The organism is Pseudomonas ovata, from assembly GCF_003131185.1.
Taxonomy (GTDB): Bacteria; Pseudomonadota; Gammaproteobacteria; order Pseudomonadales; family Pseudomonadaceae; genus Aquipseudomonas; species Aquipseudomonas ovata.
Genome location: NZ_QFFU01000004.1, coordinates 69,913 through 89,004, shown reverse-complemented (window position 1 = coordinate 89,004; position 19,092 = coordinate 69,913). Strand labels below are relative to the sequence as shown.

14 protein-coding genes are annotated in these 19,092 nt (G+C 63.6%); 12 read left to right on the top strand and 2 right to left on the bottom strand.

All coding sequences use genetic code 11. The annotated features are described in order from the left end of the window. The first annotated feature begins 109 nt into the window (after positions 1 to 109). The 11 genes from DGA31_RS07400 (at position 110) to hemE (ending at position 16,045) form a co-directional block, all read left to right on the top strand. Positions 110 to 1,174, top strand: a complete 1,065-nt coding sequence (locus DGA31_RS07400) for a pilus assembly protein PilM (RefSeq protein ID WP_056841324.1) — start codon at positions 110 to 112, stop codon at positions 1,172 to 1,174. Beyond that, positions 1,174 to 1,734: a PilN domain-containing protein gene (locus tag DGA31_RS07395; protein WP_056841325.1), complete on the top strand. Its 561-nt coding sequence runs from the start codon at positions 1,174 to 1,176 to the stop codon at positions 1,732 to 1,734. Before DGA31_RS07400 ends, DGA31_RS07395 begins: the two co-directional genes overlap by 1 nt. Next, positions 1,731 to 2,351, top strand: a complete 621-nt coding sequence (gene pilO, locus DGA31_RS07390; protein ID WP_109512100.1) for a type 4a pilus biogenesis protein PilO — start codon at positions 1,731 to 1,733, stop codon at positions 2,349 to 2,351. Before DGA31_RS07395 ends, pilO begins: the two co-directional genes overlap by 4 nt. Continuing rightward, the gene (locus tag DGA31_RS07385; protein WP_056841327.1) at positions 2,348 to 2,875 is read left to right on the top strand and encodes a pilus assembly protein PilP; all 528 of its coding nucleotides are present in this window, start codon (positions 2,348 to 2,350) and stop codon (positions 2,873 to 2,875) included. Before pilO ends, DGA31_RS07385 begins: the two co-directional genes overlap by 4 nt. A 47-nt stretch (positions 2,876 to 2,922) precedes the next feature. After that, positions 2,923 to 5,067, top strand: coding sequence for a type IV pilus secretin PilQ (locus DGA31_RS07380; protein WP_109512099.1), 2,145 nt, complete (start codon positions 2,923 to 2,925; stop codon positions 5,065 to 5,067). 4 nt (positions 5,068 to 5,071) lie between these two features. Further along, positions 5,072 to 5,590, top strand: coding sequence for a shikimate kinase AroK (gene aroK / locus DGA31_RS07375; protein WP_056841329.1), 519 nt, complete (start codon positions 5,072 to 5,074; stop codon positions 5,588 to 5,590). 105 nt (positions 5,591 to 5,695) lie between these two features. Beyond that, entirely contained in the window at positions 5,696 to 6,799 is a 1,104-nt protein-coding gene (aroB, locus tag DGA31_RS07370) for a 3-dehydroquinate synthase (RefSeq protein ID WP_056841330.1), read from the top strand. 10 nt (positions 6,800 to 6,809) lie between these two features. Then, positions 6,810 to 8,501: an AAA family ATPase gene (locus tag DGA31_RS07365; RefSeq protein ID WP_109512098.1), complete on the top strand. Its 1,692-nt coding sequence runs from the start codon at positions 6,810 to 6,812 to the stop codon at positions 8,499 to 8,501. Positions 8,502 to 8,875: 374 nt separating this feature from the next. Continuing rightward, entirely contained in the window at positions 8,876 to 13,321 is a 4,446-nt protein-coding gene (gene gltB, locus DGA31_RS07355; RefSeq protein WP_109512097.1) for a glutamate synthase large subunit, read from the top strand. A 113-nt stretch (positions 13,322 to 13,434) separates the two neighbouring features. After that, a complete protein-coding gene (locus tag DGA31_RS07350; RefSeq protein ID WP_056841333.1) occupies positions 13,435 to 14,853 on the top strand; it encodes an FAD-dependent oxidoreductase in 1,419 nt (472 codons plus the stop codon). 127 nt (positions 14,854 to 14,980) lie between these two features. Then, complete coding sequence (gene hemE / locus DGA31_RS07345; protein ID WP_109512096.1) at positions 14,981 to 16,045, top strand: uroporphyrinogen decarboxylase; 1,065 nt, start codon at positions 14,981 to 14,983, stop codon at positions 16,043 to 16,045. Between the two features lie 80 nt (positions 16,046 to 16,125). On the opposite strand, the gene DGA31_RS07340 is transcribed toward hemE, so the two are convergent. After that, complete coding sequence (locus DGA31_RS07340) at positions 16,126 to 17,397, bottom strand: MFS transporter (RefSeq protein ID WP_241509537.1); 1,272 nt, start codon at positions 17,395 to 17,397, stop codon at positions 16,126 to 16,128. A gap of 116 nt (positions 17,398 to 17,513) precedes the next feature. Between DGA31_RS07340 and DGA31_RS07335 the strand changes: the two genes are divergently transcribed. After that, positions 17,514 to 18,410: a LysR family transcriptional regulator gene (locus DGA31_RS07335; RefSeq protein ID WP_109512094.1), complete on the top strand. Its 897-nt coding sequence runs from the start codon at positions 17,514 to 17,516 to the stop codon at positions 18,408 to 18,410. Between the two features lie 226 nt (positions 18,411 to 18,636). On the opposite strand, the gene DGA31_RS07330 is transcribed toward DGA31_RS07335, so the two are convergent. Further along, positions 18,637 to 19,083 (bottom strand): hypothetical protein, encoded by a 447-nt coding sequence (locus DGA31_RS07330; RefSeq protein WP_056841337.1) that lies wholly within the window; start codon positions 19,081 to 19,083, stop codon positions 18,637 to 18,639. Positions 19,084 to 19,092 lie beyond the last annotated feature (9 nt).

Here is a 19,092-nt window from a genome sequence, read left to right as displayed (position 1 = left end):
ATAAGCATTTTTCGTGTCCGGGCGGGATTTGCGCTACTGTCAAGGCGGTCGACAGCGCTGCTGGCCGCAAAACACTTCGTTAGTGACGCAAAGGCATAGGGAACAGGTTGTGTTCGAACTCTTCAGTAAGAAGGCCAACGCCCTTCTAGGGATCGATATTAGCTCCACGTCGGTAAAACTCCTCGAATTGAGTCGTTCCGGAAACCGCTACAAGGTCGAGTCCTATGCGGTCGAGCCGCTGCCTGCCAATGCCGTGGTCGAAAAGAACATTGCCGAGCTCGAAGGCGTCGGCCAGGCCCTGACGCGGGTGCTGGTCAAGGCCCGCACGTCGGTCAAGAGCGCAGCCGTGGCGGTGGCGGGTTCGGCGGTGATCACCAAGATCATCGAGATGGACGCCGGCCTGTCGGATGACGACATGGAGAACCAGCTCAAGCTGGAGGCCGACCAGTACATTCCCTACCCGCTCGAGGAAGTGGCCATCGATTTCGAGGTGCAGGGTTATTCGGCGCGCAACCCCGAGCGGGTCGATGTGCTGCTGGCCGCGTGCCGCAAGGAAAACGTCGAGGTCCGCGAGGCCGCCCTGGCCCTGGCCGGGCTGACGGCCCGCGTGGTCGATGTCGAGGCGTACGCGCTGGAGCGCTCGTTCGGCCTGCTGTCGGCGCAACTGGGCAAGGGCCATGAAATGCTCACCGTCGCGGTGGTCGACATCGGCGCGACCATGACCACGCTGTCGGTGCTGCACCAGGGGCGCATCATCTATACCCGCGAGCAACTGTTCGGCGGCAAGCAACTGACCGAAGAAATCCAGCGGCGCTACGGCTTGTCGGTGGGCGAGGCGGGCCTGGCCAAGAAACAGGGCGGCCTGCCCGACGATTACATCAGTGAAGTCCTCGACCCCTTCAAGGATGCCCTGGTGCAGCAGGTGTCGCGCTCGCTGCAGTTTTTCTTTGCTGCCGGCCAGTACAACGCGGTGGACTACATCATGCTGGCCGGTGGTTCGGCCTCGATTGCAGGGCTTGAACACTTGATCCAGAAACGCCTCGGCATGCCGACCCTGGTGGCCAACCCCTTCGCCGACATGGCGCTCAGCGCCAAGGTCAACGCCGGCGCCCTGGCCAGCGATGCACCGGCACTGATGCTTGCCTGTGGCCTGGCGCTGAGGAGTTTCGACTGATGGCGCGGATCAACCTTCTTCCCTGGCGCGAGCAGCAACGCGAAGAGCGCAAGAAGCGCTTCCTGACCGCACTGGTCGGCGTACTGGTCGTGGCCGTGGGCATCGTCCTGCTGATCGACCAGGCCCTGAGCCAGGCCATCACCCGACAAACGGCGCGCAATACCTTCCTGCAGGGCGAACTGGTGCAGCTCGATGCGCGCATCAAGGAAATCAGCGAATTGAAGGCGCGCCGCAAGCAGTTGCTCGAACGCATGAAGATCATTCAGGACCTGCAAGGCAACCGGCCTATCATTGGCCGGGTGTTCGACCAACTGGTGCGCACGTTGCCAGACGGCGTCTACTTCACCGATATCAAGATGCTCGACAATGTGATCGCCATCAATGGCATTGCCGAGTCCAACAACCGGGTCTCGGACCTGATGCGCAACCTTGAGGCATCCGACTGGCTGGAAGGGCCGGTGCTCAACGAAGTCAAGGCCAGCGCGGCGCCCGACCAGGCCAATGCCTTCCAGTTGACTGTACGCCAGACCCAGCCCGCCGCAGAGGGAGTCCGCCCATGAATGCGCCACAATGGCTGGACAGCCTGCGCAAGGTCGACCTGGGCGATCTGGACATGAACAACCTGGGATCATGGCCGGCCGCCGTCAAGGCCGTGGCCTGCGTCCTGTTGATGGTTCTGGTGCTGGCCTTCGGCTACTTCTTTCATGTGCAGGATCTGGAAACCCGGCTCGACGGCGCCCGCGCCAGTGAAGCGCAGCTCAAGGAGCAATACACCAACAAGGCCTTCCAGGCGGCCAACCTGGAGCCGTACAAGAAGCAGATGGCCGAGATGGAAGACACCTTCGGTGCCCTGTTGCGGCAGTTACCCAGCGACACCGAAGTGCCGGGCCTGCTTGAAGACATTACCCGCACCGGGCTGGGCAGTGGCCTTGAGTTCGAAGAGATCAAGCTGTTGCCTGAAGCCGCGCAGCAGTTCTACATCGAGCTGCCGATACAGATCACGGTGCAGGGCAGTTATCACGACCTGGCCACGTTCGTCAGTGGCGTGGCCAGCCTGCCGCGCATCGTCACGCTGCACAACTTCGAGATCAAACCAGTCGACAAGAGCCCGGCAAAGCTGCGCATGAGTATCCTGGCCAAGACTTACCGCTACAACGATGAAGGGTTGAAGAAATGAGCGCGGCGCGTCTGATGAGCATCAGCCTGGTGCTGCTGGGGCTGGCCGGTTGCGGTGGCAGTGACGATTTCAGCGACCTGAACACGTTCGTCGAGCAGGCCCGCGCGCGGCCGACCGGCACCATCGAGCCCCTGCCCAGGTTCAGGCCCTACGAGGCATTTACCTACAACGCCGCCGGGATGCGCAGCCCGTTCCAGCCGCCGGTCAGGATCGACCCGCTCAACCGTCAGAAGGGCTCGCGGCAGGTCCGGCCTGACGAAACCCGTGTCAGGCAGTTCCTGGAAGGCTTCAATATCGAGTCCTTCGAGATGGTCGGTACGCTGGGCAACGATTCGGGTACATTTGCGCTCTTGCGTGGGGCCGGGGGGGTGTATCGCGTCAAGACAGGCGATTACCTGGGGCGCAACCACGGGCGGGTTGTGTCGGTCGGCGACCTGCAGGTCGATGTCATTGAAATAGTTCCGGATGGTGAGGGAGGCTGGCTGGAAAGGCCGCGTACGATCTCCCTCAATGAACGCTCATGAAGTGAGCAAGGCCAAGCATGCAAAGCACCGCACAACGGAAATTGAACATGACCCGGATTGTTTCGATCATCAGCGTATCGCTATGGATGGCGATGGTCTCGCCGATTCTCCAGGCAGCCAATCTCAAGACCCTGGATGTCGCGACCCTGCCCGGTGATCGTATCGAGTTGAAGCTGGCGTTCGACGCGCCGGTGCCTGCGCCGCGTGGCTACACCACCGAGCAGCCGGCGCGCATTGCCCTTGACCTGCCGGGGGTGAACAGCCAGCTGGCCAGCCGCAGCCGTGACCTGGGTTCGGGCAACGCCCGCAGCCTGGTGGTGGTCCAGGCCCAGGACCGCACGCGGGTGATCGTCAACCTGACCACGCTGGCGCCCTACAGCTCGCGGGTCGAAGGCAACAACCTGTTCGTGGTGATCGGGCAAGGCGCGGGCGCGGTCCAGGCCTCGCAGCCGACCACCGCACAAGGCGCGCCACGCGTCGCGACGCCTGTACCGGCAGCCGCCGCCGCGCCACGCGTCGCCACCCCGATGCCTGCACCGGCTGCCACCCCGCGCGTGGCCATACCGCCCGGGGTCAAGGCGGTGCGCAATATCGATTTCCAGCGTGGCGAGCTGGGCGAGGGCAACATTCTCATCGACCTGAGCAACGCCAGCATTGCCCCTGACATCCAGGAGCAGGGCGGCAAGATTCGCGTCGAGTTCGCCAAGACCCAGTTGCCCGAGCCGCTGCGCGTGCGCCTGGACGTCAAGGATTTCGCGACGCCCGTGCAGTTCGTCAATGCCACCACCTCCGGCGACAAGGCCAGCATCAGTATCGAGGCGTCGGGCGCCTACGATTACTCGGCCTACCAGACCGAAAACCGCCTGACCATCAGCGTACGGCCCCTGACCAACACCGACCTCGAACGCCGCGCCGCCGACAAACCGGTGTACACCGGCGAAAAGCTCTCGCTCAACTTCCAGGACATCGATGTGCGTTCGGTGCTGCAACTGATCGCCGACTTCACCAACCTCAACCTGGTCGCCAGTGACACGGTGCAGGGCGGCATCACCTTGCGCCTGCAGAACGTGCCCTGGGACCAGGCGCTGGATCTGGTGCTCAAGACCAAGGGCCTGGCCCAGCGCAAGATCGGCAACGTGCTGCTGGTCGCGCCCGCCGATGAAATCGCCGCCCGCGAGCGCCAGGAGATGGAGTCGCAAAAGCAGATTGCCGAACTGGCCCCCCTGCGGCGCGAGCTGCTGCAGGTCAACTACGCCAAGGCGGCCGACATCGCCAAGCTGTTCCAGTCGGTGACCAGCGCCGAAGCCCAGACCGAAGAGCGCGGCTCGATCACCGTTGACGAGCGCACCAACAACATCATTGCCTACCAGACCCAGGACCGCCTGGACGAGCTGCGACGCATCGTTTCGCAACTGGACATCCCGGTGCGCCAGGTGATGATCGAGGCGCGTATCGTCGAGGCCAACGTCGACTACGACAAATCGCTGGGCGTGCGCTGGGGCGGCAGTCGCACCAGCGGCAGTGGCAAGTGGACCACCTATGGCCTGGACGACAACGGCGACGAGGCAGGCAACACTGGCAACGACCTGACCCGCAACATACCGTTCGTCGACCTGGGTGCAGCCGATGCGACCTCCGGTATCGGCCTGGGCTTTGTCACCAACAACGCCCTGATCGACCTTGAGCTCAGCGCCATGGAGAAAACCGGCAACGGCGAGATCGTGTCCCAGCCCAAGGTGGTGACGTCCGACAAGGAGACCGCGAAGATTCTCAAGGGCACCGAGATTCCCTACCAGGAAGCCAGCTCCAGCGGTGCCACCAGCGTCAGTTTCAAGGAGGCATCGCTGTCGCTTGAGGTGACTCCGCAGATCACCCCGGACAACCGCATCATCATGGAGGTCAAGGTCACCAAGGATGAGCCCGACTACCTCAATGCCATCGCCGGCATCCCGCCGATCAAGAAAAACGAGGTCAACGCCAAGGTGCTGATTTCCGATGGCGAGACTATTGTTATCGGCGGCGTGTTTTCCAATACACAAAGTAAAGTTGTAGAAAAAGTGCCATTTCTTGGCGATGTACCGTATGTTGGCCGCCTTTTTCGGCGTGACGTGGTGTCCGAGGCCAAGTCCGAACTGCTGGTCTTCCTCACACCGCGCATCATGAACAACCAGGCGATTGCTGTGAGTCGTTGATTCTGTGCGAAATCTAATACTTGTGGGGCCGATGGGCGCGGGTAAGAGCACCATCGGACGTTTGCTGGCCAAAGAACTACGGCTTCCTTTCAAGGATTCCGACAAGGAAATCGAGCAGCGCACCGGTGCCAATATCCCGTGGATTTTCGACCGGGAAGGCGAGCCCGGCTTTCGTGATCGCGAGCAGGCGGTGATCGCCGAACTGTGCACGTCCGACGGCCTGGTGCTGGCGACGGGCGGCGGTGCGGTCATGCGCGACGAAAACCGCAAGGCGCTGCATGACGGCGGACGTGTGGTATATCTGCATGCTTCGGTCGAGCAGCAGGTCAGCCGCACGGCACGCGATCGCAATCGCCCGTTGCTGCGCACTGCCAACCCGGCCAAGGTGCTGTCCGACCTGCTGACGTTGCGTGACCCGCTGTACCGGGAAATTGCCGATGTGATCATCGAAACCGATGAACGGCCACCACGAATGGTGGTGCTGGAGATCCTGGCCCGTCTGGCGGAGCTTCCTCCCCGTTAAAGCAGCGCGCAAAATGCGCTATCCTCGGCAACCTGCGAAACAGTGGCAGTGTGGGCTGTGCCCGGTGCACGCACACTGTCCAAACGGTAATCAATGTGGGGACACATGCAGACACTTAAGGTCGAGCTTGGCGAGCGTAGTTATCCGATTCACATTGGCGAGGGCCTGCTGGACCGGCCTGAACTGCTGACGCCGCACATCGTCGGGCGCCAGGTGGCGATCGTGACCAATACGACGGTCGCCCCGCTTTACCTCGAACGCCTGACCCGGACCCTGGCCGGCTACACGGTGCTGCCGATCGTGCTGCCCGACGGCGAGGCGTTCAAGAATTTCGAAACCCTGCAGCTGATTTTCGATGGCCTGCTTGGCGCCCGGCATGACCGGCGCACCACGGTGATCGCCCTGGGCGGTGGCGTGATTGGCGACATGGCCGGTTTTGCGGCCGCCTGTTACCAGCGCGGGGTGAACTTCATCCAGATCCCGACGACCCTGCTGTCACAGGTCGACTCCTCGGTCGGCGGCAAGACCGGCATCAACCACCCGCTGGGCAAGAACATGATTGGGGCCTTCTACCAGCCCTCGGTGGTTTTGATCGATACTTGCTCGCTGGCCACGCTGCCGGCGCGCGAGCTGTCGGCGGGCCTGGCCGAGGTGATCAAGTACGGCCTGATCTGCGACGAGCCGTTCCTGACCTGGCTGGAAGAGCACATCGAAGCCCTGCGTGATCTGGACCAGACCGCCCTGACAGCCGCCATCGAACGCTCCTGCGCCGCCAAGGCGCGTGTGGTGGGCGCCGATGAGCGTGAGTCGGGCATTCGCGCCACGCTCAACCTGGGCCACACCTTCGGGCATGCCATCGAAACCGAAATGGGCTATGGCGTCTGGCTGCATGGCGAGGCCGTATCGGCTGGCATGGTCATGGCCCTGGACATGTCTGCACGCCTGGGCTGGATCACCGCCCAGGCCCGCGATCGCGGTATTCGCCTGCTGCTGCGTGCCGGCTTGCCGGTGGTGCCGCCGGCGCAAATGACCGAAGCACAGTTCATGGCGCACATGGCGGTCGACAAGAAAGTGATCGATGGCCGCCTGCGTCTGGTGCTGTTGCGTCAATTGGGCGAAGCTGTGATCACCGACGACTATCCACGTGAAGTACTACAGGCCACCCTGGTTGCGGACTACAGCGCCCTGGTGGATCAGCTTAGAGGTTAATGGAAAGCCGATGAACAGTTTGCACGCCGACGAGGCCTTTCTCGGCCACTACCAGTTGAGCCATGACCCCTTTGCCGCACGGGTGCCGGGCTTCAAGTTCTTTCCGGCCCAGCGCAAGCCGGTGCTGGGGCAGCTTCATCATCTGGCCCGCTACAGCCAGCTGCTGCTGGCAGTGACCGGGCCTCAGGGCAGTGGCAAGACCTTGTTGCGCCAGGCGCTGGTCGCCAGCACCAACAAGCAGTCGGTGCAAAGCGTGGTGATTTCGGCCCGCGGTGCCGGCGATGCCGCAGGCGTACTGCAGCAGATGGCCCAGGCGCTTGGCCTTATGCGTGTCGACCTGCAGACGATCCTCAACCAGGTGGTGCAACTGGCCCTCACCGGTCAGGAAGTCTATGTTCTGGTCGACGATGCGGAACAACTGGACAATTCTGCGCTCGAAGCCCTGCTGGGGTTGTCTGTGGGCGTGCCGGAAGGTCATCCCCATGTATTTCTGTTCGGTGAGGCCTCGTTGCTCGATCGTCTCGATCAGGTCTGCGGCCAGTTGCCTGTCGGTGCCGAAGGCGAGCGCTATCACGTCATCGAATTGCAGCCCTACAACGAAGATGAAACCCGTGAATACCTGGCGCAACGCCTGGACGGTGCGGGGCAGGGCATTGCCCTGCTGAGCGCCGCACAGATCGCCGATATTCATGAACAGTCCGATGGCTGGCCTGGGATCATCAACCAGGTGGCCCGTGATTCAATGATCGAGGCGATGATCGCGAGTCGCTCCGCGGTCAAGCGCCCTAGTGCAGGGTTCAACATGCCGAAAAAACACATACTTGCCCTTGGGGCCGTAGTGATCGCGGCGGTAGCGGCTGCGGTCCTCATCCCCGGTGGCAGCAAGACGCCGACGCCCGGCCAGGAGCCGGCCACGGCCCAGGCCCAGTTGCCGCTGGGGCAGGGCACGCCGGCTACCCAGCAGTCCAATAACGGTGGTCCGGCCATCGAGTTCGCCGGCAATTCCCAGCCCATGCCGCTGCCCATGAATGGCAATTCCCAGCCGGTGATGCGTGGTCCGCTGGCCGAGGCGGCCGGCGCCGGAGAGGGTGACGAGGACAGCGTGCCGTCCACTTCGCCGGCCAATCCGCCAACCGTGACCGCCGGCACTTCGGCCAGCCAGCCAGTGGCACAGGTGCCGCGCTCCTCGATCCAGCCGCCAGCATCGGCTACCCCGGCGCCCGCCCCGGCCCAGCCGGCTCGTCCGACGCCCGCACCTGCACCCCAGGCGCCTGTCGCGGCAGCCAAGCCTGCGCCGACGCCTGCACCCGCGCCGCAGACCCAGGTCGCCACGGCCAAGCCGGCCCCTGTGCCTGCACCGGCAGCACCTGCCAAGCCGGTCGAAAAACCGGTCGCCGCTGCCAAGCCCGCCACCGGTGGGACCTGGTACGGCAGCCAGGCGCCAGGTCGCTATGTCGTGCAGATCCTGGGCACCAGCTCCGAAGCCACGGCCCAGGCCTACATTGCCGAACAGGGCGGCGAGTACCGTTATTTCAAGAAAACCCTGCAGGGCAAGCCGCTGTACGTGGTGACCTACGGTAACTTCTCCGACCGTACGGCCGCCCAGGAAGCCATCAAAAACTTGCCAGCCAAGGTCCAGGCTGGTAAACCTTGGCCTCGCACTGTGGCCAGCATCCAGCAAGAGCTGGGCGCCAGTCGCTGAGTCTGTCGCGCAGCGGCCCTGTGCGGGCCGCTGACGCCGCTCCGGCAACCCTGTTTCTCCCGCGCAAGGCGCACCACTTCCTGTGGCGCGCCTTTCGGTGTCTGTACCCCTTTGCTCCCCTCCTGACGCCTTCCTGGCCTCTGCCCTGCGGTCAAACAGCAGAATATGTTTGACTAGCACACAAGCTCGCTTTAAAACCTTCATAAATGCGACATGCTATTTCACTTAATAGTCATTAAATTTGTGAGCACTTAAGTCGCTGTGTACAATGGCCTCCGTTTTGCCTCTCCAAAGCCGGCGTGCGTTCGGCGTGAAAGGTGGTTGGTTGATCAAGAATTTGCCTCTAACCCAGGCAGCCTGGTGAGAAAGTGTCTATGAAAGCAGGTCTGTACCATCCGGATGAATACAAGGCTAACTGTGGTTTCGGCCTGATCGCCCATATGCAGGGCGAGGCCAGTCATCACCTGTTGCAGACGGCCATGCAAGCCCTGACCTGCATGACCCACCGTGGCGGCATCAATGCCGACGGCAAGACCGGTGACGGCTGCGGCCTGCTGATCCAGAAGCCCGACCTGTTCCTGCGTGCCGTGGCCACCGAGCAGTTCGGCGTCGACCTGCCACGCCAGTACGCCGTGGGCATGGTGTTCTTCAACCAGGATGGCGAAAAGGCCGAGATCGCCCGCGAGCACATGAATCGCGAGATCCTCTCCGAGGGCCTGCAACTGGTCGGCTGGCGCCCGGTGCCGATCGACACCAGCGTGCTGGGCCGCCTGGCCCTGGAGCGCCTGCCACGCATCGAGCAGGTGTTCATCGGTGGCGAAGGCCTCAGCGACCAGGAGTTCGCAGTCAAGCTGTTCAGCGCCCGTCGCCGTTCGTCGGTGGCCAATGCCCAGGACACCGAGCACTACATCTGCAGCTTCTCGCACAAGACCATCATTTATAAGGGCCTGATGATGCCTGCCGACCTGGCAGCCTTCTATCCGGACCTGGGCGACGAGCGCCTGCAGACCGCGATCTGCGTCTTCCACCAGCGTTTCTCGACCAACACCATGCCCAAGTGGCCACTGGCCCAGCCGTTCCGCCTGCTGGCGCACAACGGCGAGATCAACACCATCACCGGCAACCGCAACTGGGCCCAGGCGCGGCGCACCAAGTTCGCCAACGACCTGATGGACCTGGAAGAACTCGGCCCGCTGGTCAACCGCGTCGGCTCCGACTCCTCGAGCATGGACAACATGCTCGAACTGATGGTCACCGGCGGCATCGACCTGTTCCGTGGCGTGCGCATGATCATTCCGCCCGCGTGGCAGAACGTCGACACCATGGACTCGGACCTGCGTGCCTTCTACGAATACAACTCCATGCACATGGAGCCGTGGGACGGCCCGGCCGGGGTGGTGATGACCGAAGGTCGCCACGCGGTCTGCCTGCTCGACCGCAACGGCCTGCGCCCGGCGCGCTGGGTCATGACCAAGAACGGCTACATCACCCTGGCGTCGGAAATCGGCGTGTGGGACTACACCCCTGAAGACGTGATCGCCAAGGGCCGTGTAGGGCCTGGCCAGATTTTCGCCGTCGACACCGAGACCGGCCAGGTGCTGGACACCGACGCCATCGACAACCGCCTGAAATCGCGCCACCCGTACAAGCAATGGCTGCGCAAGAACGCCCTGCGCATCCAGGCGACCATGGAAGACAACGACCACGGTTCGGCCTTCTACAACCAGGACCAGCTCAAGCAGTACATGAAGATGTACCAGGTCACCTTCGAAGAGCGTGACCAAGTGCTGCGCCCGCTGGGCGAGCAGGGCCAGGAAGCGGTCGGCTCGATGGGTGACGACACGCCGATGGCCGTGCTGTCGCGTCGCGTGCGCTCGCCTTACGATTACTTCCGCCAGCAGTTTGCGCAGGTCACCAACCCGCCGATCGACCCGCTGCGCGAAGCCATCGTCATGTCCCTGGAAATCTGCCTGGGCGCCGAGCGCAACATCTTCCAGGAATCGCCCGAGCACGCCTCGCGGGTGATCCTCAGCTCGCCGGTCATTTCCCCGGCCAAGTGGCGCTCGCTGATGAACCTGGACCGCCCGGGCTTCGAGCGCCAGATCATCGACCTGAACTATGACGAGAGCCTGGGGCTGGAAGCGGCGGTGCGCAACATCGCCGACCAGGCCGAAGAAGCCGTCCGCGCCGGCCGCACCCTGCTGGTACTGACCGACCGTCACATCGCCCCGGGCAAGCTGCCGGTCCACGCCTCGCTGGCCACCGGTGCCGTGCACCATCGCCTGACCGAGCAGGGCCTGCGCTGTGACAGCAACATCCTGGTCGAGACCGCCACCGCCCGCGACCCGCACCACTATGCGGTGCTGCTGGGCTTCGGTGCCTCGGCGATCTACCCGTTCCTGGCCTACGAAGTGCTGGGCGACCTGATCCGGACCGGTGAAGTGCTGGGCGACCTCTACGAGGTGTTCAAGAACTACCGCAAGGGCATCACCAAGGGCCTGCTCAAGATCCTGTCGAAGATGGGCATCTCGACTGTCGCCTCGTACCGTGGCGCGCAATTGTTCGAAGCCATCGGCCTGTCCGAGGAAGTCTGCAACCTCAGCTTCCGCGGTGTGCCGAGCCGCCTGAAAGGCGCACGCTTCATCGACCTGGAGTCCGACCAGAAGCTGCTGGCCACCGAAGCCTGGAGCGCGCGCAAGCCGATCCAGCAGGGCGGCCTGCTCAAGTTCGTCTACGGCGGCGAGTACCACGCCTACAACCCGGACGTGGTCAACACCCTGCAGGCCGCAGTGCAGCAGGGCAACTACGAGAAATTCAAGGAATACACGGCGCTGGTCGACAAGCGCCCGGTGTCGATGCTGCGCGACCTGCTCAAGGTCAAGACCCTGGAGCAACCGCTGAGCCTGGACGAAATCGAGCCGCTGGAGGCCATCCTCAAGCGCTTCGACTCGGCCGGCATCTCGCTGGGCGCCTTGTCGCCCGAGGCCCATGAAGCCCTGGCCGAAGCCATGAACCGCCTGGGGGCGCGTTCCAACTCCGGCGAAGGCGGCGAAGACCCGGCGCGCTACGGCACCATTCGCAGCTCCAAGATCAAGCAGATCGCCACCGGCCGCTTCGGCGTGACCCCCGAGTACCTGGTCAACGCCGACGTGCTGCAGATCAAGGTCGCCCAGGGCGCCAAGCCCGGTGAAGGCGGGCAGCTGCCAGGCGGCAAGGTCAACGGCCTGATCGCCAAGCTGCGCTATGCGGTGCCGGGCGTGACCCTGATCTCGCCCCCGCCGCACCACGACATCTACTCGATCGAAGACTTGTCGCAGCTGATTTTCGACCTCAAGCAGGTCAACCCGGCCGCCCTGGTCTCGGTCAAGCTGGTGGCCGAAGCCGGCGTGGGCACCATTGCGGCCGGCGTGGCCAAGGCCTATGCCGACCTGATCACCATTTCCGGCTATGACGGCGGCACCGGGGCTTCCCCGCTGACCTCGATCAAGTACGCCGGCTCCCCGTGGGAGCTGGGCCTGGCCGAAACTCACCAGACCCTGCGCGGCAACGACCTGCGCGGCAAGGTCAAGGTGCAGACCGACGGCGGCCTGAAAACCGGCCTGGACGTGATCAAGGCGGCCATCCTGGGCGCCGAGAGCTTCGGTTTCGGCACTGCGCCGATGATCGCCCTGGGCTGCAAGTACCTGCGCATCTGCCACCTGAACAACTGCGCCACCGGCGTGGCGACCCAGAACGACAAGCTGCGCAAGGATCACTACATCGGCACGGTCGACATGGTGATCAACTTCTTCACCTACATCGCTGAAGAAACCCGCGAGTGGCTGGCCCGCCTGGGCGTGCGTTCGCTGGAAGAGCTGATCGGTCGCACCGACCTGCTCGACATCCTGCCGGGCGAGACCGAGCGCCAGCAGCACCTGGACATGACGCCGTTGCTGGGCAGCGATTACGTACCGGCCGACAAGCCACAGTTCAGCCTGGTGGACCGCAACCCACCGTTCGACAAGGGCCTGCTGGCCGAGAAAATGGTCGAGATGGCCAAGCCGGCCATCGAGTCGCTCAGCGGCGGTGAATACGCGCTGAACATCTGCAACTGCGACCGCTCCATCGGTGCGCGCATTTCTGGTGAAATCGCCAAGCTGCACGGCAACCAGGGCATGAACAAGGCGCCGATCACCTTCCGCTTCAAGGGCACGGCCGGGCAGAGCTTCGGTGTCTGGAACGCCGGTGGCCTGAACATGTACCTCGAAGGCGACGCCAACGACTACGTGGGCAAGGGCATGACCGCCGGCAAGCTGGTAATCGTGCCGCCCAAGGGCAGCCCGTTCAAGAGCCAGGAAAGCGCGATCATCGGCAACACCTGCCTGTACGGCGCCACCGGTGGCAAGCTGTTCGCCGCCGGCACCGCCGGCGAGCGTTTTGCGGTGCGCAACTCCGGTGCCCACACCGTGGTTGAAGGCACGGGCGACCACTGCTGCGAATACATGACCGGCGGTTTCGTCTGCGTCCTGGGTCGCACCGGCTACAACTTCGGCTCGGGCATGACCGGGGGCTTCGCCTACGTGCTGGACCAGGACAACACCTTCGTTGACCGGGTCAACCACGAACTGGTCGAGATCCAGCGCATCAGTGGCGAAGCGATGGAGGCCTACCGCACCCATCTGCAGAGCGTACTGAACGAGTACGTGGCCGAGACCGACAGCGAGTGGGGCCGCAACCTGGCCGAGAACCTGGACGACTACCTGCGCCGCTTCTGGCTGGTAAAACCCAAGGCCGCCAGCCTCAAGTCGCTGCTGTCCAGCACCCGCGCCAACCCACAATAAGCAGCTCTAAGCTGCAAGCTTGAAGCTACAGGCTTGCAGCCGATTGCACTTGATTAGAACGTGATTCTTGCAGCTCCAGGCCCATCGCTTGAAGCTGCCCTGAGGGGCAAAAAATGGCTGAACGTCTGAGTAACGACTTCCAGTTCCTTGATGTCGGACGTAAAGATCCGAAGAAGAAGCTGCTGCGTCAGCGCAAGAAAGAGTTCGTGGAAATCTACGAACCCTTCAAGCCCCAGCAGTCCGTCGACCAGGCCCACCGCTGCCTGGGTTGCGGCAACCCGTATTGCGAATGGAAGTGCCCGGTGCACAACTTCATTCCCAACTGGCTCAAGCTGGTCTCCGAAGGCAACATCCTGGCCGCCGCCGAGCTGTCGCACCAGACCAACACCCTGCCGGAAGTCTGCGGCCGCGTCTGCCCGCAAGACCGCCTGTGCGAGGGTGCCTGCACCCTGAACGACGGTTTTGGCGCGGTGACCATCGGTTCGGTCGAGAAGTACATCACCGACACCGCTTTCGCCATGGGCTGGCGCCCGGACATGTCGCGCGTGGTGCCCACCGGCAAACGCGTGGCCATCATCGGTGCGGGCCCGGCGGGCCTGGGCTGCGCCGACGTGCTGGTGCGCAGCGGCGTGACCCCGGTGGTGTTCGACAAGAACCCGGAAATCGGTGGCCTGCTGACCTTCGGTATCCCTGAGTTCAAGCTGGAAAAGAGCGTGCTCAGCCATCGCCGTGAAGTGTTCACCGGCATGGGCATCGAGTTCCGCCTCAACACCGAAGTCGGCAAGGACGTCACCGTTGACCAGTTGCTGGCCGAATACGATGCCGTGTTCATGGGCATGGGCACCTACACCTACATGAAGGGCGGCTTTGCCGGCGAAGACCTGCCGGGCGTCTATGACGCACTGGATTTCCTGATTGCCAACGTCAACCGCAACCTGGGTTTTGAAAAGGCCCCGGAAGACTTCATCGACATGAAGGGCAAGAAGGTCGTGGTCCTGGGCGGCGGCGACACCGCGATGGACTGCAACCGCACCTCGATTCGCCAGGGCGCCAAGGCCGTAACCTGTGCCTATCGCCGTGACGAAGAGAACATGCCCGGCTCGCGCAAGGAAGTGAAGAACGCCAAGGAAGAGGGCGTGAAGTTCCTCTACAACCGCCAGCCGATTGCCATTGTCGGCGAGGACAAGGTCGAAGGCGTCAAGGTGGTCGAAACCCGCCTGGGCGAGCCTGATGCCCGTGGCCGTCGCAGCCCCGAGCCGATCCCCGGTTCCGAAGAGATCATCCCGGCCGACGCCGTGGTCATTGCATTCGGCTTCCGCCCGAGCCCGGCGCCGTGGTTCGAGCAGTTCCAGATCCAGACCGACAGCCAGGGCCGCGTCGTGGCCCCGGAACAGGGTCAGTTCAAGCACCAGACCAGCAACCCGAAGATCTTCGCCGGTGGCGACATGGTGCGCGGTTCGGACCTGGTGGTGACGGCGATCTTCGAAGGCCGCAACGCCGCCGAAGGGATCCTGGACTACCTGGGCCTGTAAGCGGACGACGCGGTTGTCCGGTGTCTCACTGCGACAAAACGCCACGATAGACAAAAGGCATGGCTCTCGCCGTGCCTTTTGCGTCCCGCTCTGAGAAAATGCCGGCACTTTTATCGCGGATGCCGACATGACTGCCCTGAAGAACGACCGTTTCCTTCGTGCCCTGCTCAAGCAACCCGTGGATGTGACCCCGGTCTGGATGATGCGCCAGGCCGGCCGCTACCTGCCGGAGTATCGCGCCAGCCGCGCCAGGGCCGGCGACTTCATGAGCCTGTGCATGAACCCTGCGTTCGCCTGCGAAGTCACCCTGCAACCGCTGGAACGCTACCCGCTGGATGCGGCGATCCTGTTCTCCGACATCCTGACCATCCCCGATGCCATGGGCCTGGGCCTGTATTTCGAGACCGGCGAAGGCCCGCGCTTCAAGAAGACCGTCAGTACCCTGGCCGACATCGAGGCCCTGCCGATTCCCGATGCGCACCAGGACCTGGGCTACGTGATGGACGCGGTCAGCACCATCCGCCGCGAACTTAATGGCCGTGTGCCGCTGATCGGCTTTTCCGGCAGCCCGTGGACACTGGCGACCTACATGGTCGAGGGCGGTTCTTCCAAGGACTTCCGCAAGTCCAAGGCCATGCTCTACGACAACCCACAGGCCATGCACCTGCTGCTCGACAAGCTGGCCCAGTCGGTCACCGCCTACCTCAACGGCCAGATCCGCGCCGGCGCCCAGGCCGTGCAGATCTTCGACAGCTGGGGCGGCAGCCTGTCGTCGGCGGCCTATCAGGAGTTCTCCCTGGCCTACATGCGCAAGATCGTCAGCGGCCTGATCCGCGAGCACGACGGTCGCCAGGTGCCGGTCATCCTGTTCACCAAGGGCGGCGGCCTGTGGCTGGAAAGCATCGCCGACGCCGGTGCCGACGCCCTGGGCCTGGACTGGACCTGCGACATCGGCCAGGCCCGCGCCCGGGTCGGCGACAAGGTCGCGCTGCAAGGCAACATGGACCCCACCGTGCTCTACGCCAACCCGGCGGCCATCCGCCAGGAAGTGGCACGCATCCTGGCCAGCTATGGCCATGGCACCGGCCACGTGTTCAACCTCGGCCACGGCATCACCCCGGAAGTGGACCCGGCCAACGCTGGTGCCTTCATCGAAGCGGTGCACGAACTGTCGGCGCAATACCACGGCTGATCAGCGACCGATCCTGTAAAAACGCCCGGCTTTTGCCGGGCGTTTTTGTCTGCGTCATGGCCGTCCTGGCGTCAGGGTTTTCAGGATTGGGCACCGCCCAACGGCTGCAACCGCGCCAGCCGCAATGCCACGACCAGTGCCGCGAGCAACAGCAAGCCGATGAACAACCCGATGCCGTTCCACCCGGCGTAGTGCCAGAACACCCCGCCGCCGGTGCCGGCCACGCTGGAGCCGGCGTAGTAGCAGAACAGGTACAGCGAGGCGGCCTGGCCGCGGGCGCGGGTGGCGCGGCGGCCGACCCAGCTGCTGGCCACCGAGTGGGCGCCGAAAAAGCCGAAGGTGAAGATCAGCACGCCGACGATCACCACCGCCAGCGGCTCGAACAGGGTCAGGCCCAGGCCGGCCAGCATCAGCACGATGACCGCCCACAGCACCTTGCGCCGACCCAGGGTATCGGCCAGGGCGCCGATCTTCGCCGAGCTGTAGATGCCCGACAGGTAGACCACCGAAAACAGCCCGACCACGGCCTGGCTGAGGTGGTAGGGCGCTTCCAGGAAGCGGTAGGCGATGTAGTTGAACAAGGTCACCGAGGCGCCCATGATCAGGAAACCCATCAGAAACAGCAGCGGCAGGCCGGTGTCGCGAAACTGCACGACAAAGCCTTCGAGCAGGCTGCGCGGGTGCAGCGAGCGCGGGCGAAAGTTGCGCGACTCAGGCAGCAGGCGCCAGAACGCCGCCGCCGCCATCAGCGCCAGGCCACCGATGATCAGCAGGGCGACGTGCCAGTTCACGTAGTCGATCAACACCCCCAGGATCAACCGCCCGGACATGCCACCCACCGCGCTGCCGGCAATGTACAGGCCCATCGCCAGCCCGAGGTGCGTGGGGTGGATTTCTTCGCTCAGGTAGGTCATTGCCACCGCCGCCAGCCCGCTCAATGACAAGCCGACCAGGGCGCGGGTCACCAGCAGGGTGTCCCAGCTGGGCATCAGCGCGCTGGCCAGGGTGGCCACGGCCGCGCACAACAGCGCCAGCACCATCACCGATTTGCGCCCCAGGCGGTCGGAGATGGGCCCGGTGATCAGCAGGCCGAAGGCGAGCATGACGGTCGAGATCGACAGCACCAGGCTGGTCTGGGTCGGGCTGATCGCGAACTCCTGCGACAACCTCGGCATCATCGGCTGCACGCAATACAGCAGGGCAAAGGTGGCAAAGCCGCCGGCAAACATCGCCAGCACCGTGCGTTTGAACGCCGCCGTGCCCTTTTCGATATAGGTCGTGGGCTCGGCAACGCTTGCCGGTGTGGCATGCGGTACAGATTGGATTGAGAGCGGCGCGGGAGCAGGTTTCACGATGGACCTCAGGGTGCGACAAACTGGCATGCAAAAAAGCATATAGCCCACTAATCATTCCATCCAATATATTGTTCGACCTGTTTGATAGGTTTTACGACTCAATTAGAGGCTCCATGGAACTGCGTCATCTGCGTTACTTCATTGCCGTGGCCGAAGAGCTACATTTCGGCCGTGCCGCCCAGGCCCTGGGCATTTCTCAGCCGCCCTTGAGCCAGCAGATCCAGGCGCTGGAGCAGGAACTGGGGGCCCGGTTGTTCGAACGTACCAACCGCCGGGTCGAGTTGAGCGAGGCCGGCCGGCTGTTTCTCGACGAAGCCCGTCTGGTGCTGGCACAGGTCGACAAGGCCGCCGATGTGGCGCGGCGTGCGCAGTTGGGCGAAATCGGTGAACTGAAGATTGGCTTTACCGCCTCGGCACCGTTCATTTCCAGTATTCCCAAGGCGATTTTCAACTTTCGCCAGGCGTACCCGGCGGTGCACCTGTCGTTGCAGGAAATGATCAGCCAGGACGTGGTCGAGCAGCTTGAACACGGCCGCCTGCATGTGGGCATCATGCGTCCGCTGCCCTTGCCGGACACGCTGCTGGCCATCGAGATCCTGCGCGACCCGCTGGTGGCGTTCCTGCGTGACGATCACCCGCTGGTGGTGCGCGGCGAGCAGGGCGTGTACATGGCGGAACTGGCGCTTGAACCCTTCGTGTTCTTCCCGCGCACCTATGGCAGCGGCTTGTATGCCCAGGTGATGGGCCTGGCGCGGGCGGTGGGTTACAACCCGTTGGTGACTCAGGAAGCAGGGGAGCCGATGACCATCATCGGCCTGGTGGCAGCCGGGCTGGGGGTGACCATATTGCCGGCGTCCTACCAGCGGGTGCGGATCGAAGGCGTGGCCTTCCGCCCCCTGCTCGACCCCGGCGCCACCAGCCCGATCTGGCTGGTGCAGCGCAAGGACGAACAATCACCGATGGCCCGGGCCTTCGCCGCCCTGGCCACCGTTCGCCCGAACACCCTATAGGCAATCACCTGCCGCCTTGGCGCGTGTAGGAGCGCGCTTGCCCGCGACCGAGTGCGCAGCGCTCGCAAAATCTCGGAAACGCTGCAATTTACGACTTTAAATCTGCAAAACGCTGCAAATTTACGACTGCTGGCGCAGCCGGTCGCGGGCAAGCGCGCTCCTACAACACCAGTTGCAAACAGGTACGGCGGGTGTCAACGGTGTGGTGGCGCTTCCACGCAAGGCCTTAATTCACCTTGCTGAGGTCGCCCTTGAGTGCTACGCCGGCAATGATCGCGCCCACGTGGCATTCGAAGTTCACCGGGTCCTTGCGCTCGATCTTCTTGTAGTAGCTGGCGATGTTGGTCACCGCATTGGCCCCGGCGCCCTTGGCGGCTTCGTTCAGTTGCAGGATGGCCGATTGCAGCACCCATTCGCAGGCTTCGGGGTCGGTCTTGTTGAAGGCGTTGGTCTTCTTGTTGGTAACGGCATTGGCGCTCAGCACCGTGACCTTGCCGCGTGGCTGCACACCGGCCAGGTAGAACCTGACGCTGCCGTCCAGCTTGCCTTCCTGGGTCATCTGCTGGACGACCTTGTCGAAGGGCAGCAGCATCATGGTGTCACGTGCCTGGCTGACGGCTGGCAAAACGCTCAATGCGATGGCAGCGCCTGCGATCCAGGATTTCATGTGCATGGTTCATCT